Source organism: Streptomyces sp. L-9-10, assembly GCF_004151105.1.
Lineage (GTDB): Bacteria > Actinomycetota > Actinomycetes > Streptomycetales > Streptomycetaceae > Streptomyces.
In genome coordinates this window covers 69,507-83,343 of sequence record NZ_PHRF01000026.1, presented here as the reverse complement: position 1 = coordinate 83,343, position 13,837 = coordinate 69,507, and the positions used below count along the sequence as shown (strand labels likewise).

General features: G+C 69.0%; 13 protein-coding genes and 1 riboswitch. Of the genes, 7 read left to right on the top strand and 6 right to left on the bottom strand.

Annotated elements, in window-relative coordinates; all coding sequences use genetic code 11:
- Positions 1–304: 304 nt before the first annotated feature.
- Positions 305–1,399, bottom strand: coding sequence for a histidinol-phosphate transaminase (gene hisC, locus CU044_RS05645; protein WP_129767332.1), 1,095 nt, complete (start codon positions 1,397–1,399; stop codon positions 305–307).
- A 369-nt stretch (positions 1,400–1,768) separates the two neighbouring features.
- Between hisC and CU044_RS05640 the strand changes: the two genes are divergently transcribed.
- The 3 genes from CU044_RS05640 (at position 1,769) to CU044_RS05630 (ending at position 5,448) form a co-directional block, all read left to right on the top strand.
- Positions 1,769–2,881 carry a LacI family DNA-binding transcriptional regulator gene (locus CU044_RS05640; RefSeq protein WP_030349867.1) on the top strand — a complete coding sequence of 371 codons (1,113 nt, stop codon included), beginning with the start codon at positions 1,769–1,771 and terminating at the stop codon, positions 2,879–2,881.
- Positions 2,882–3,330: 449 nt separating this feature from the next.
- Positions 3,331–4,431, top strand: a complete 1,101-nt coding sequence (locus CU044_RS05635; protein WP_129767331.1) for a metallophosphoesterase — start codon at positions 3,331–3,333, stop codon at positions 4,429–4,431.
- 147 nt (positions 4,432–4,578) lie between these two features.
- The gene (locus CU044_RS05630) at positions 4,579–5,448 is read left to right on the top strand and encodes a hypothetical protein (RefSeq protein WP_193563885.1); all 870 of its coding nucleotides are present in this window, start codon (positions 4,579–4,581) and stop codon (positions 5,446–5,448) included.
- A 131-nt stretch (positions 5,449–5,579) separates the two neighbouring features.
- On the opposite strand, the gene thiC is transcribed toward CU044_RS05630, so the two are convergent.
- Positions 5,580–7,451 carry a phosphomethylpyrimidine synthase ThiC gene (thiC, locus tag CU044_RS05625; RefSeq protein WP_129767329.1) on the bottom strand — a complete coding sequence of 624 codons (1,872 nt, stop codon included), beginning with the start codon at positions 7,449–7,451 and terminating at the stop codon, positions 5,580–5,582.
- Positions 7,444–7,587: riboswitch (TPP riboswitch) on the bottom strand. (Overlaps the previous gene by 8 nt.)
- Before the next feature lie 71 nt (positions 7,588–7,658).
- Here thiC and CU044_RS05620 point away from each other — a divergent pair.
- Positions 7,659–9,107 carry a YibE/F family protein gene (locus tag CU044_RS05620; RefSeq protein WP_129767328.1) on the top strand — a complete coding sequence of 483 codons (1,449 nt, stop codon included), beginning with the start codon at positions 7,659–7,661 and terminating at the stop codon, positions 9,105–9,107.
- Positions 9,108–9,135: 28 nt separating this feature from the next.
- Here the strand turns inward: CU044_RS05620 and CU044_RS05615 are convergent, their stop codons facing one another.
- The 4 genes from CU044_RS05615 to CU044_RS05600 all read right to left on the bottom strand — a co-directional run bounded on the left by CU044_RS05615 (position 9,136) and on the right by CU044_RS05600 (position 11,513).
- Positions 9,136–9,570, bottom strand: a complete 435-nt coding sequence (locus CU044_RS05615; protein ID WP_129767327.1) for an SsgA family sporulation/cell division regulator — start codon at positions 9,568–9,570, stop codon at positions 9,136–9,138.
- Between the two features lie 101 nt (positions 9,571–9,671).
- On the bottom strand, positions 9,672–10,442 hold the full coding sequence (locus CU044_RS05610; RefSeq protein WP_129767326.1) for a helix-turn-helix domain-containing protein: 771 nt from the start codon (positions 10,440–10,442) through the stop codon (positions 9,672–9,674).
- A 289-nt stretch (positions 10,443–10,731) separates the two neighbouring features.
- A complete protein-coding gene (locus CU044_RS05605) occupies positions 10,732–10,956 on the bottom strand; it encodes a DUF5326 family protein (RefSeq protein ID WP_129767325.1) in 225 nt (74 codons plus the stop codon).
- A 239-nt stretch (positions 10,957–11,195) separates the two neighbouring features.
- Positions 11,196–11,513, bottom strand: coding sequence for a cupin domain-containing protein (locus tag CU044_RS05600; RefSeq protein WP_129767324.1), 318 nt, complete (start codon positions 11,511–11,513; stop codon positions 11,196–11,198).
- 15 nt (positions 11,514–11,528) lie between these two features.
- On the opposite strand from CU044_RS05600, the gene CU044_RS05595 reads away from it, so the two are divergent.
- Genes CU044_RS05595 through CU044_RS05585 form a run of 3 tightly spaced genes read left to right on the top strand, consistent with a single transcriptional unit; the run spans position 11,529 to position 13,593 of the window.
- Positions 11,529–11,909, top strand: a complete 381-nt coding sequence (locus CU044_RS05595) for a phage holin family protein (RefSeq protein WP_129767323.1) — start codon at positions 11,529–11,531, stop codon at positions 11,907–11,909.
- A gap of 8 nt (positions 11,910–11,917) precedes the next feature.
- Positions 11,918–12,454, top strand: coding sequence for a low molecular weight protein-tyrosine-phosphatase (locus tag CU044_RS05590; RefSeq protein ID WP_129767322.1), 537 nt, complete (start codon positions 11,918–11,920; stop codon positions 12,452–12,454).
- A 17-nt stretch (positions 12,455–12,471) separates the two neighbouring features.
- Positions 12,472–13,593: a cystathionine gamma-lyase gene (locus CU044_RS05585; RefSeq protein ID WP_129767321.1), complete on the top strand. Its 1,122-nt coding sequence runs from the start codon at positions 12,472–12,474 to the stop codon at positions 13,591–13,593.
- Positions 13,594–13,837 lie beyond the last annotated feature (244 nt).

Here is a 13,837-nt window from a genome sequence, read left to right as displayed (position 1 = left end):
CATCTCTCCTTACATCACGTCGCCGCGGTCGCAGCCGCGGCCTGCCCCATTTGCCCTGGACGTAACACCAGGAACCGGGGCACGCTTGTGAACGCGTTCACATTCACAAGCATTATGTCGCACAGCCTTCCGGATCTTTGCGTGGGGGGTCCCCTCCACGGAGAGACCCGTGGCACGCCCGCGAAGAGGCCCCCGGGAACGCCGGAGGGCGGCCTCGAAGAGACCGCCCTCCGCTCAAGAACTCTGCTTCCGGCTCCTGCTCCGGCCGCGGCAACAGCTCCGGCTCCGCCTCCGGCCGGCCGGACTACATCTCCTTGCGGAACGCCTCGGCCGCCTGCAGGAAGAGGTCATTGGCCTCGTTCTCGCCGACCGTGACCCGTACACCCTCGCCCGCGAACGGCCGTACGACCACGCCGGCCGCCTCACAGGCCGCGGCGAAGTCCAGCGTGCGCGCGCCCAGCCGCAGCCACACGAAATTGGCCTGCGTCTCGGGCACGGTCCAGCCCTGCCCGACCAGTCCCCGGTACACCCGCTCCCGCTCGGCGACCAGCGAACCGACCCGCCCCAGCAGCTCGTCCTCGGCACGCAGCGAGGCGACCGCCGCCTCCTGTGCGATCTGGCTCACACCGAACGGGACCGCGGTCTTCCGCAGCGCGGCCGCGACCGGCTCATGGGCGACCGCGAAGCCGACCCGCAGGCCGGCCAGCCCGTACGCCTTGGAGAAGGTCCGCAGCACGGCCACGTTCGGCCGGTCCCGGTAGATGTCGATCCCGTCCGGAATCGCACCGCCGTCGCCCTCGCCGGCCCGGATGAACTCGCGGTACGCCTCGTCGAGCACCACCAGCACGTCTCCGGGCACCCGGTCCAGGAACCGTTCCAGCTCGGCCCTGCGCACCACCGTGCCGGTCGGGTTGTTCGGGTTGCAGACGAAGATCAGCCGGGTCCTGTCGGTGATCGCCCCGGCCATCGCGTCCAGATCGTGCACCTCGCCCGCGGTCAGCGGCACCTTTATCGAGGTGGCGCCCGAGATCTGCGTGATGATCGGGTACGCCTCGAAGGAGCGCCAGGCGTAGATGACCTCGTCACCGGAGCCCGCGGTGGCCTGAAGCAGCTGCTGGGCGACGCCCACCGAGCCGGTGCCGGTGGCCAGATGCGAGACCGGCACCCCGAAACGGTCGGCCAGCTCGTTCATCAGGCCGGTGCACGCCATGTCGGGGTAGCGGTTGAAGACGCCCGCGGCCGAGATCGCCTGCTCCATGACCCCGGGCAGCGGCGGATACGGGTTCTCGTTGGAGGACAGCTTGTACGCGACCGGTCCGCCGGAGGCCGCGGGCTTGCCCGGCTTGTACGTGGGGATGCCGTCCAGCTCGGTACGCAGCTTGGGGCTCGTCTCGCTCACCGCAGGTCCTCCTCGGCCGTTCACGGGTCCTTGCCTCTTCAATACTGCTCACCTTATGAGGATTCGCGGCCCCTGCGAATGGCGGGCACCAGGAAAGCCCGCAGGGGTGGGGCGCGCTCGCCTTCCTGGCGCGCGCCGGTGGCCCGCGCCGTGGCGCGCATCCCCCGTAGAGGTGAGTTGAGACCTCTTCGAAACATGGGCCCTTCGACAGGTCCATGCCGCTCCTTGCATGGCAGACCAATGTGAAACCCACCAACACCCTTTCCTTCCAAGCTCGTTGGTGTTTGTGGATCATGCAGAAACGTGCCTGCTGCCGGGTGCATATGCGACCGGCCCCACCGCCCCTCAGCGCCCTACTATCGGCTCGCCATGACAGCAGCAGGGAAACACCAGGTGAGCCGGACGGACACAACCCGCCGGGGAAGCCGGCAAAGTCGGGCGGGCATCCGGGACGTAGCCGCCGCAGCCGGTGTCTCCATCACGACTGTCTCGGACGCGCTCAACGGCAAGGGACGCTTACCCGACGCCACCAGACGCCATGTCCGAGAAGTCGCAGAGCGCCTCGGCTACCGGCCTTCCGCCGCGGCCCGAACCCTCCGTACCGGCAAGTCAGGACTCATCGGCCTGACCGTGACCACATACGGGGATGAACCTTTCACCTTCACCGAGTTCGCCTACTTCGCCGAGATGGCCAGGGCCGCGACCTCCGCCGCGCTCGCACGCGGCTACGCCCTCGTCATCCTCCCCGCCACCTCCCGCCATGACGTCTGGTCGAACGTCGCCCTCGACGGCACCGTCGTCATCGACCCCTCCGACCACGATCCGGTCGTCACCGAACTCGTCCGCCAGGGCCTTCCCGTCGTCTCCGACGGCCGGCCCGCGGGCACCCTCCCCGTCACCGCCTGGGTCGACAACGACCACGAGGCGGCCGTCCTCGAACTGCTCGACCATCTCGCCGCGGCCGGGGCACGCCGGATCGGCCTGCTCACCGGCACCACCACGGACACCTACACCCGGCTCTCGACCACCGCCTATCTGCACTGGTGCGAGCGCGTCGGCCAGGACCCGGTCTACGAGTCCTATCCCGCCCACGACCCGTGTGCCGGGGCCGTCGCCGCCGACCGGCTGCTGGCCCGCCCCGACCGCCCCGACGCCGTCTACGGGCTCTTCGACCCCAACGGCACCGATCTGCTCGCCGCGGCCCGGCGCTACGGGCTGCGCGTCCCCGAGGATCTGCTGCTGGTCTGCTGCAGCGAGTCCACGGTGTACGCCGCGACCGAACCGCCCATCACCACGCTCTCGCTCAAGCCGCGCCGTATCGGCACCGCCGTCATCCAGCTCCTCATCGACGCCATCGAGGGGATCGACACCGGCCGGCCGGTGGAGCAGGTGATACCGACCGAACTGATCATCCGGACCTCCTCCCAACGACGGCCGCCGCGCACCACGGTCAGCGCGCCCCGGTCCCCCGCGGGCGACTGACCGAAGGCCGAAGGACAACGGACGATACGGTCCCCGGGTCTGTGGAGCTTCCCGCAGACCCGCCGGGCGGCCCCGCGAACCCGTCGGACAGTCCCGCAGACCGTCGGGTAGTTCAGAGGGCCCGCCGGACAGGCCGGGAAGCCGCCGTACGGTCCCGACGACTCGCCGAGCGGCCCCGGCCGACCCGCCCGGACAGGACGGGAGACTCGCCGTCCCAGGGGCCGAAAGAAGGACCAGACCTTTTCGCATATCGGGCGATCGGCACGAAAACAGCCGCTGAACCCGAGGTCCCGCCGAATTCTCCCCCCTGGTGCGTCACAGAGCGGGAGCGGCGTTCCTATGATGGGCGCACGACACCACGGACCTCGTCCTACCTGCGATGGGCTCACCCCCATCCAGCCCGGCGGGCCCGAGAGGTGTACGGCGGCGCGACGGTGGTGGAGGGGTCGATGACACAGGGGGCCGGCGAGGGACCCGTGGTGCGGACGGCGACGTTGCGCGACTTCCGCGTACCGCCGTACGCGCAGGTTCCCGTGCAGTCCGGAGAGCCCGGTCCGTCCGGACCGCCGGCCGACGGCCCGTCAGGGCATCCCGGCAACGCGGTCCCGGACCACGAACCGCCGGAGGGCTACACCCCCACCGAACGCGACCTCCCGGTGATCAACCGGGGGGACACCGTCCAGGTGCGGGTCGACCCCGTGGAGCCGCCCGCGCCCGACGGCCGCGGCCCGCTCTACGTCGTCGGCGACGTCCACGGCTATCTCGACGAACTCCTCGCCGCGCTGGGCGCGCAGGACCTCATCGACGCCGACGGCCATTGGGCCGCGGGCAACGCCCGGCTCTGGTTCCTCGGCGACTTCACCGACCGCGGCCCCGACGGCATCGGGGTCATCGACCTCGTCATGCGGCTCTCCGCCGAGGCGGCGGCGGCCGGCGGCTACTGCAAGGCCCTGATGGGCAATCACGAACTGCTGCTCATCGGCGCCAAGCGATTCGGCGACACGCCCGTCAACTCAGGCGCGGGCACTGCCACTTTCCAGGCCGCCTGGCTGCTCAACGGTGGCCAGCGGACCGATATGGAGCGCCTCCAGGACGTCCATCTTCAGTGGATGTCCCGGCTCGACGCGGTCGTCGAGGAGGACGAGCATCTGCTGATGCACTCCGACACGACGGCCTATCTGGACTACGGATCCACCATCGAGGACGTCAACGACACCGTCCATCAGATCCTCACCCGCAATGACGCCGACGAATGCTGGGACCTGTTCCGCAAACTCACCAAACGCTTCGCGTTCCGTGACGACGGCGGGCCGCAGGCGGTCCGCGAACTCCTCTCGCAGTACGGCGGAAAGCGGGTCGTCCACGGCCACAGCCCCATTCCCTATCTGCTCGGCGAAGTCGGCACAGAAGACGCTTCCGACGACGAAGGCGACACGGGCCCGGCAGTGGAAGGGCCACACGTATATGCCGATGCACTTGCCATCGCCATGGACGGTGGCGTCACGATGGCGGGAAAGCTGCTGGTCGTACAGCTTCCACTGGGTAAGTGAATCAATGTGTGACAGGTGATTTCCCCAAACCCCCTGTCACGCCCCGCCACAACGGCTCTACCATCGCCTTATCCGTAGCAGGCTCTCCTCCGTTTCCGCCAACTGCCCGTCCCACACGGGCGAACCGGCCCTACGGAGCATCGGGGGATGCACATGAACAGCGCTCCACACCTGCTGAGCGAGGATCGCGCGGATTTCGAGCGGATCCTCGACGAGGCACTGCGCCAGACGCACGACAACGCGGAACTCGCGGAACTCTCCGCGGCCGGACAGCGGCTCAACAGCGAGCAACTGCGCACGATGGCCCTGAGCGCCACGGCGCTGATCACCTCGTCCGCCGCCGCCGAGTACGAACACTTCGCGAAGATCCGCGAGGAATTCCGCTCACCGGCACCCTCGTCCTCGTCCTCACCCTCCTCCTCGTCGGTGCGTGACATCGCCTCGACCCCGTCGGGGAGCGGGACTCCGGAGGCCGGAGCGGGGCTCGCGGCCGTCATCGCCGTGCTGGCCCCGGTCCTCGGCGGCACCGCGGCGGTGATCTTCCTGCTCGTCGGCTATCTCCTCAAAGCGCTCAGCCCGCCGCCCGCCTTCGCCCGCAGCATGGTCGCGGTCGGCTGGTTCTTCGCCGCCGTCACCGTCGTCGGCCTTCTGGTCGCCGCGACAGGTCTGCTCGTCACGGCCCTGCGCAATACCGCGACCCAGCTTCCGGCCGAGGAAGGATGGGGCGACGAGTTGCCCGACGAGGTGGCCCACGCGCGGGAAGCCTGGCGCCAGGCCCTGCTGGAGCGCGGCATCCTGCCCTTCCTGCGAGCCGCGCTGGCAGACCCGGGCACCGCCCCGGCCGCACCGCCCGCACCGCGCGCGGCAGAGCCGGTGAAGCACCTGCCCAAGATCGGCTACAGCCGCCCCGACTTCTCCAGCCCGGACGAGGGCTCGGCCTCCGGCCGGCGCCCGACCTTCAGCAGCCCGGACTTCTCCAGCCCCGACTTCGGAGGCCCGGAGCACCGGCCGGAGTAGCCTCTCCGGCCGGTGCTCGGCCGTACCGGCCGGTGCGTGGCCCCATCGGGGAAGCACTACGGAGGGGCCGCGGTGACAGACGCCCCCGCGACACCCCCGGGCGCCCCTGCGGCCCCGCGCCAGACGCTCGCTCAGTCCACGAGCGGCAGGTACACCCGGTTGCCTGCCGCGGCGAACTCCTTGGACTTCTCCGCCATGCCCGCCTCGATCTCGGCGGCCCCCATCTCGGCAGCTTCCGTCCCGCCCGGCTCCGTACCGGCAGACTCCGTACCGGCCGTCTCCATCTCGCCGCCGTGCCTGCGCCTGATGTCCTGCGAGATCTTCATCGAGCAGAACTTGGGCCCGCACATCGAACAGAAATGCGCGGTCTTCGCCGGTTCGGCCGGCAGGGTCTCGTCATGGAACTCCCGTGCCGTGTCCGGATCGAGTGCCAGATTGAACTGGTCCTCCCACCGGAACTCGAACCGGGCGTCCGACAGCGCGTCGTCCCACTCCTGCACCCCCGGATGCCCCTTGGCGAGGTCCGCCGCGTGGGCCGCGATCTTGTACGTGATGACACCGGTCTTCACGTCGTCGCGGTCCGGCAGACCGAGGTGCTCCTTGGGGGTGACGTAGCAGAGCATCGCCGTGCCCCACCACGCGATCATCGCCGCGCCGATGCCGGAGGTGATGTGGTCGTACGCCGGGGCCACATCGGTCGTCAGCGGGCCGAGCGTGTAGAACGGCGCCTCCTCGCAGATCTCCTGCTGGAGGTCGATGTTCTCCTTGATCTTGTGCATCGGGACATGCCCCGGACCCTCGATCATCGTCTGCACGCCCAGCCGCTTCGCGGTCGAGTTCAGCTCGCCCAGCGTGCGCAACTCGGCGAACTGCGCCTCGTCGTTGGCGTCCGCGATGGAACCGGGCCGCAGACCGTCACCCAGGGAGTACGTCACGTCGTAGGCCGCGAGGATCTCGCACAGCTCCTCGAAGTTCTCGTAGAGGAACGACTCCTTGTGGTGCGCGAGACACCAGGCAGCCATGATCGAACCGCCGCGCGAGACGATGCCCGTCTTGCGACGGGCCGTCAGCGGCACATACCGCAGCAGCACTCCGGCGTGCACCGTCATGTAGTCGACGCCCTGCTCGGCCTGCTCGATGACCGTGTCCTTGTAGATGTCCCAGGTCAGCTCCTCGGCCTTGCCGTCCACCTTTTCGAGCGCCTGGTACAGGGGGACGGTGCCGATGGGGACGGGGGAGTTGCGCAGCACCCACTCCCGGGTGGTGTGGATATTGCGGCCCGTGGAGAGGTCCATGACCGTGTCCGCGCCCCAGTGGGTCGCCCAGGTCATCTTCTCCACCTCCTCCTCGATGGAGGAGGTGACGGCGGAGTTGCCGATGTTGGCGTTGACCTTCACCAGGAACCGCTTGCCGATGATCATCGGCTCGATCTCCGGGTGATTGACGTTGGCCGGCAGTACGGCCCGCCCGGCGGCGATCTCCTCGCGGACGACCTCCGGGGGCACGTTCTCGCGGATCGCGACGTACTCCATCTCCGGAGTGATGTCACCGCGCCGGGCATACGCGAGCTGGGTCACCGGCTGCCCGTCCCGGCTTCGCCTGGGCTGACGCGGCCGGCCGGGGAAGACCGCGTCGAGACCGCGCAGATCGGTCGATCCGCTCCGGAGCAGTCCTCCGCGCGGTGAGGTGTGCTTGAGCCCGTCGTCCTCGGGACGGACCGGCCGGCCCGCGTACTCCTCGGTGTCGCCGCGCCCGATGATCCAGTTCTCGCGCAGCGGCGCGAGACCGCGGCGTACATCGGTTTCGACACCGGGATCGGTGTACGGACCCGACGTGTCGTACAGCGTGACGTCCTTGCCGTTGGTGAGATGCACCTGACGGACGGGCACCTGGAGGTCCGGGCGCGAACCCTGGACATATCCCTTGTGCCAGCCGATGGACTTTCCGGCCTCGCTCGGCTTCCCCGAATCGGAGGCAGACGGATGTGCGGCCTGAACGGTCATGAGACCTACTCCCTACGCCGGCATTACCCGGTAACAGGTTCAGCGGTCGGCGCAGCGCAGGTGTCCGGGGAAGTGACCCCGGGCACACAATCAGCGCCCTCTCAGCCCGGTGCTCCGAGCTCCCGCGTGTGCAAAGGTTGCCTCCACGCTAGCGTCATATCCGGCGTGCTGAACAGAGGGCCCCTTCCTTCTTGCGATGATCGGTCGGTGACCCCTCCCCAGCAGACTCACGAAGCGCACGGCCACTCGCACAGCCACGGTCCGGCCGCTCCGGTCTCCCAGCACCTCCGCAAAGTCATCGCGGCGGTTCTGATTCCGTTCGCGGCCGCCGTGGCCGTCGGACTCGCCGTGCTCTGGCCGGGCGGTGCCCCGGCACACGAGCGCACCGGAGTGGGCTTCGACCGGCAGACGGAGCAGGGCCAGGTCGTACGGATCGAACGGGTCGACTGCAAGGACGTCAACGCCTCCCAGCTCCCGTCGACCGGCGACACCACGCAGCCCCAGGGGCGTGAGGCGCAGCAGGCGGAGACCGGGGAGTGCAAGAAGGCCACGGTCGAGGTCACGACCGGCAAGGAGAAGGGGCGGACCTTCGTCGAGGTCGTCCAGCCGGACGCGCCGCGGCAGTTTCACGTGAAACAGGGCGTCGTGGTGGCATACGCACCCGATGCGCCACGGGATCTCCAGTACTCCGTGACGGACGTGGACCGTAAGTTCCCCCTGACACTGCTGGCAGGGATCTTCGCGCTCGTGGTGGTCGTGGTGGGACGGATGCGCGGCGTCATGGCGCTGGTCGCGCTCATCGCCTCGTTCGCCGTTCTGACGCTCTTCATCCTGCCCGCGATCCTGCAGGGATCGAATCCGCTGATCGTGGCGGTCATCGGCGCCAGCGCGATCATGCTGATCGCCCTCTATCTCTGCCACGGGCTGACGGCGCGTACCTCGGTCGCGGTCCTGGGCACATTGATCTCGCTGCTGCTGATCGGGCTGCTGGGGTCGGTCTTCATCGGCTGGGCGAGCCTGAGTGGCAACACCGACGACAACACCGGGCTGATCCACGGCCTGTATCCCGAGATCGACATGAGCGGTCTGCTGCTGGCGGGCGTGATCATCGGTTCGCTCGGCGTGCTCGACGATGTGACGGTGACCCAGACCTCGGCGGTCTGGGAGCTGCGTCAGGCGGATCCGACGATGGGACCACGCGCGCTCTACCGGGCGGCCATCCGGATCGGCCGGGACCATATCGCCTCGGTGGTCAATACGCTCGTCCTCGCCTACGCGGGCGCGGCGCTGCCGCTGCTGCTGCTCTTCTCGATCGCGCAGTCGAGCATGGGAACGGTCGCGAACAGCGAGCTGGTGGCGGAGGAGATCGTCCGTACGCTGGTGGGTTCGATCGGGCTGGTCGCCTCCGTGCCGGTCACGACAGCGCTGGCGGCGCTGGTGGTCTCCGCCGACCGGCACGCCCCGGAGGCGCCTGCCGCGGCACCGTACCCGGCGCCTGCGGGACCGGGCCCCGGCCCAGGTGCAGCGGCCGGCCCGGGTTCAGCGCCCGGACACGGTTCAGCGGCTGAACAGGGTCCTACGACGGCCGCCTCGCTGCCGGCGCAGAACGCGCTGACCCGCAAGCTCGGTGGCAGGGGACGCCGGCGCAAGAAGTGACCGTGATGGCGCGAGGCCGGACGGGCGGTCAGCCGGCGTTCTCCTCGGCGAGGATGCGTCCGAGCGCCTCCTCCAGATTGCCCTCGAAGTCACTGAGCGTGCGCTCCTGACCGAGCGGGACCAACCGGTCCGTACGGTCGAGGAAGGCCACCAGCGGCGCCGCGCTGACGCGGAAGAGCGCGTGATCGTCGCCGACCTGGAGCCGCATATGGACGTCGGAGAGGTCCTCCGGCGTGGTCGGCGCGATATGCACATCGCCGTCCCCACTGGGCGTGTTGATTCCGTCGAGCAGCAGTTCGCGGCCGAAAGTCCAGGTCACGGGGGCATCGCCGGGCAGATGGAAGGTCATCCGCACGGCGTAGGGATCCCGCATCTCGTAGTGGAGTTCCACCGGGATTCGGAACGAGAGCTCCTCGGAGACGAGGAAGCTCATCAGGACCTCGGCCTGGACCGACTCGCGCATCGTGTACTCCGGAGTAGATGAAGCAGTGGCTGGGAATGATCCCATGGACCCTCTTGACGCAATCGTGCTGTAAGCGCTAGCAGATCACAAGGAGTAATTTTTCAGATACTGATAGAGACGGCGAGAGAGTTCGCCAGCGATTCGATCTCTCTGCGTAACCGCTCGACCGCCGGAAGCAGCTGTTCCTGCTGATGGAGTGGTATGGAAATGGCCACGGCGCCCGCAGCGGCTCCGGCCTCGATCGGTACGGCCGCGTAGACGGTGCCGAGCCGGTATTCCTGCCGCTCCACCACCGGCTCCGCGGGCCCCAGCGACCCGAGGCGCTCCAGCAGCGTCCCGCGGTCGGGCACGGAATAGGGCGTGAGCGGGCGGACGGGGTAGCGGTCCAGATGATCGCGGCGGGATTCCTCGTCGAGCCGGCTGAGCAGACACTGCCCGAGCGCATGCGCGTGGCCGCTCTCGCGGATATCCGCCCCGTCGGCGACCGCCGGGGCCGCGGGGCTGTCCGCCACGGAGACGAGATCGATCTCACCGTTGTCGTAGACCGCGAAGTACACCGGGGCCCCGGTCGCGTCGTGCCATCGGCCGAGCGATTCGGTGATCTTGCTGCGACGATTCTGCGGGCCGTCGCCGTGCGCCAGCCGCTGTACGGCGTCGCCGAGTACGAAGACGCCCCTCTCCCGTCGGAGATAGCCCTCGTGCGTGAGCGTGCGCAGCAGGTGGTAGGCGGTGGGGAGCGGGAGACCGGCCTCGCGTGCGAGCTGCTTCGCGGGGGCCCCGTCCGGATGGGAGGCCGCCGACTCCAGCAGTCGCAGCGCTCGCTGTACCGAACCGATCAGAGTTGGGGCTGCGGTACGTGTAGCTGTGGCCAAAGGTCACCCCCAGGCGTGCTGACGGGCGACAGCCCGCCCGCGGGGGCCGCCCCCGCGCGCCCGCCGCACTCCTGAGGGAACCGAAGGACCGAAGGCACCTCGAGACGGATCCGAGGAACCTTGAGGCCCCGCCCAGAAAAATCGCACAAACCAATGGTCAGGGCGATCTTCGATGGTGTTTTCCCAGGGCGCGACAGTGGTTTGCCACTCTAAGGGCAGGCCGGGGCGAGGGATGTTTTCCCCTTCACCTTTCCCTCGCGCGGGCTAACGGCCGTTCGAGCGGCGAGTTCTACCAGTCACCGCGCGACGAGGAGGAAGAGGAAGACATGAACTTCCGTACGACATAGACCAGTCCGCCGACCAGAGCCACCAGGATCAGCACCTTGAAGAGCAGGCCGACCACGATCGAGATGACCGTCGTGATCAGTCCGCCGAACACGACGAGGACGATCACGGGAACCGCGATCCACTTCACCCACCAGGGAAGCCCTGAGAGTACGCCCCGAACCGCCATCGTCCTTACCTCGCTTCGCCGAAAAGCCCGAGTATCCGTCTTGCTCCCTCGATGCTAGAGGCGAGGGGGCGTGCGTGGCGGCCCCGCGGCCCCCGATCTCCCCTGATCCGACCCTGAGGCGGACCTGAGGGTCGGAAGGCGGACGGACGGGGACGGCGAGGCAGCGGGACGGACGGTGGGGAAGCGGTGGGCGGATGGAAGGGGGGGACAGAAAGGGCGGAAGAGCTCGCGGGCGGCGGTCAGCCCTCGGGCGGGGAGAACACGACCATCACTCGCAGGTCCTCGCTGATGTGATGGAACTTGTGCGCGGTTCCGGCCGGGACGTACACCACACTTCCCCGGCTGACCTGTGTGGTCTCCATCCCGACGGTGAGCGAGGCACGGCCGCTCACGACGAAGTACACCTCGTCCTGCCGGTGCGGCTGCTGCGGGTCGCTCGCGCCGGCGTCCAGCGCGTACAGCCCCACAGACATGTTGCGTTCCCGCACAAACTGCAGATACGCCCCGTCGTTGGCGGCACGTTCCGCCTCCAGCTCATCCAGTCGGAATGCCTTCATGCCACGATCAGACACATGAAGAATTTCCTCGTCAAGACGATCGCCAACGCGGGCGCCCTGGCAGTCGCGATCTGGCTGATCCAGAGCATCACCCTGACCGGCGACAGCACCGGCAAGAAGGCCCTGACGCTGGTGCTCGTCGCCCTGCTCTTCGGTCTGATCAACTTCATAGTCAAGCCGGTGGTGCAGTTGCTGACACTGCCGCTGTTCATCCTCACACTCGGGCTGATCACGCTGGTGATCAACGCCCTGATGCTGCTGCTGACCTCGTGGCTCGCGGACACACTCGACCTGGGCTTCCATGTCGACGGCTTCTGGACAGCCGTACTCGGCGGCCTGATCATCTCGATCGTGTCGTGGGCACTGAACGTCGTGCTCCCCGACGGCAAGGACTGAGCGGCCCCATGACCTCTCCCTATCGCGTCTGCTTCGTCTGCACGGGCAATATCTGCCGCTCGCCCATCGCCGAGTCCGTCTTCCGCGCACGGCTGACGGAAGCCGGCCTCGACGGCCTGGTCGAAGTGGACAGCGCGGGCACCGACGGCTGGCACGAAGGCGACAGCGCGGACCCGCGCGCCGTAGCCGTCCTCGACGCGCACGGCTACGGCAGCGACCACACCGCACGGCAGTTCCACGCCTCGTGGTTCCCGCGGCTCGACCTGGTGATCGCACTGGACGAAGGGCATCTGCGTGAGCTGCGGCGGCTCGCGCCGACGCCGGAGGACGCGGCGAAGGTGCGCCTGCTGCGCTCCTACGACCTGTCCCTCGGTCCCTCGCCGGATCCCTCCCTCGGGCTCTCGGGCGAACCGTCCGGCGGCTTCGGCGTACCCGACCCGTACTACGGCGGGAGCGCCGGGTTCGAGGAGTGCCTGGAGACGGTGGAGGCGGCGAGCGAAGGACTGCTCGTCACCGTACGGAACACGATCGAGAAGGCGGCATGAGCGAGCGAGGAGACGGCATGAGCATCGGGGACGGCACCCGAGCGGTACGGGCCGGGCTGCCCGACCCCGTGAAGTACGAACCGACCCTGCCAGGACCGGTCTTCGCCGCCCACTACCACCTGCCGGGCGAGCCGACGGGCCCGTACACCTACGGCCGGGACGAGAACCCGACCTGGACCCATCTCGAACGCGCCATCAGCGAGCTGGAGGCACCGGGGGAGCCGGCCGAGACCGTCGTCTTCGCCTCCGGCATGGCCGCGATCTCGGCGGTGGCCTTCTCCCAGCTGCGGGCCGGTGACGTGATCGTCCTGCCGGACGACGGCTACCAGGCCCTGCCGCTGCTGCGGGAGCGCCTGGAGGCGTACGGCGTGACGGTACGGACCGCGCCGACCGGCGCGGACGCCCAGCTGCGCGTCCTGGAGGGGGCGCGGCTGCTCTGGATCGAGACACCGTCCAACCCCGGCCTGGACGTCTGCGACATCCGGCGGATGGTGAAGGAAGCGCACGCCGCGGGCGCGCTGGTCGCCGTCGACAACACCCTCGCCACCCCGCTCGGCCAGCGACCGCTGGAACTGGGCGCGGACTTCTCGGTGGCCAGCGACACCAAGGGCATGACCGGCCACGGCGACATCCTGCTCGGCCATGTCACCAGCGGGAATCCGGAACTGGCGGCGGGCGTACGGCGCTGGCGCAAGGTCGTCGGGGCGATCCCCGGGCCGATGGAGGCCTGGCTCGCGCACCGCTCACTGGCCACGCTCCAGCTGCGCGTCGACCGGCAGTGCGCCGGCGCGCTGGTGCTGGCGCGAGCGCTGGAGACACGCGCCGACGTCGACGGGCTGCGCTACCCCGGCCTGCCCGACGACCCCTCGTACCGCGTCGCCTCCCAGCAGATGCGGCGCTTCGGCTCCGTGGTGTCGTTCGTACTCCCCGACCGGGAGTGGGCCGAACGCTTCCTGGACGGACTGCGGCTGGTCGACGACGCGACGAGCTTCGGCGGCGTACGGTCCACGGCGGAACGGCGCGGACGATGGGGCGGCGACGCCGTACCGGAAGGCTTCATCCGCTTCTCCGTCGGGGCCGAGGATCCCGAAGACCTGGTCGCGGATGTACTGCGGGCCCTGGACGAGGCGGCTCCCTGAGCACAGGTCTCTGTGACATGACCCCGCTCCGCCCCGCGCGCGCTCTCCGGGTCTACCGGGTCTTCCGGGTCTTCCGGGCAGACGGTCCGAGCCTCCCCCCTCATGGCTCGGACCGTCCCAGGTTCCACGCGCGGAGAACCATTTGCCCAAGGCTAGTTGACTCTGCGTCAGTGTCCAATCACAGTAGCGACAGCGACCTATCGACTTATTTATAGTTGACTGTCCTGAGTTGCCGCGGGGGCCG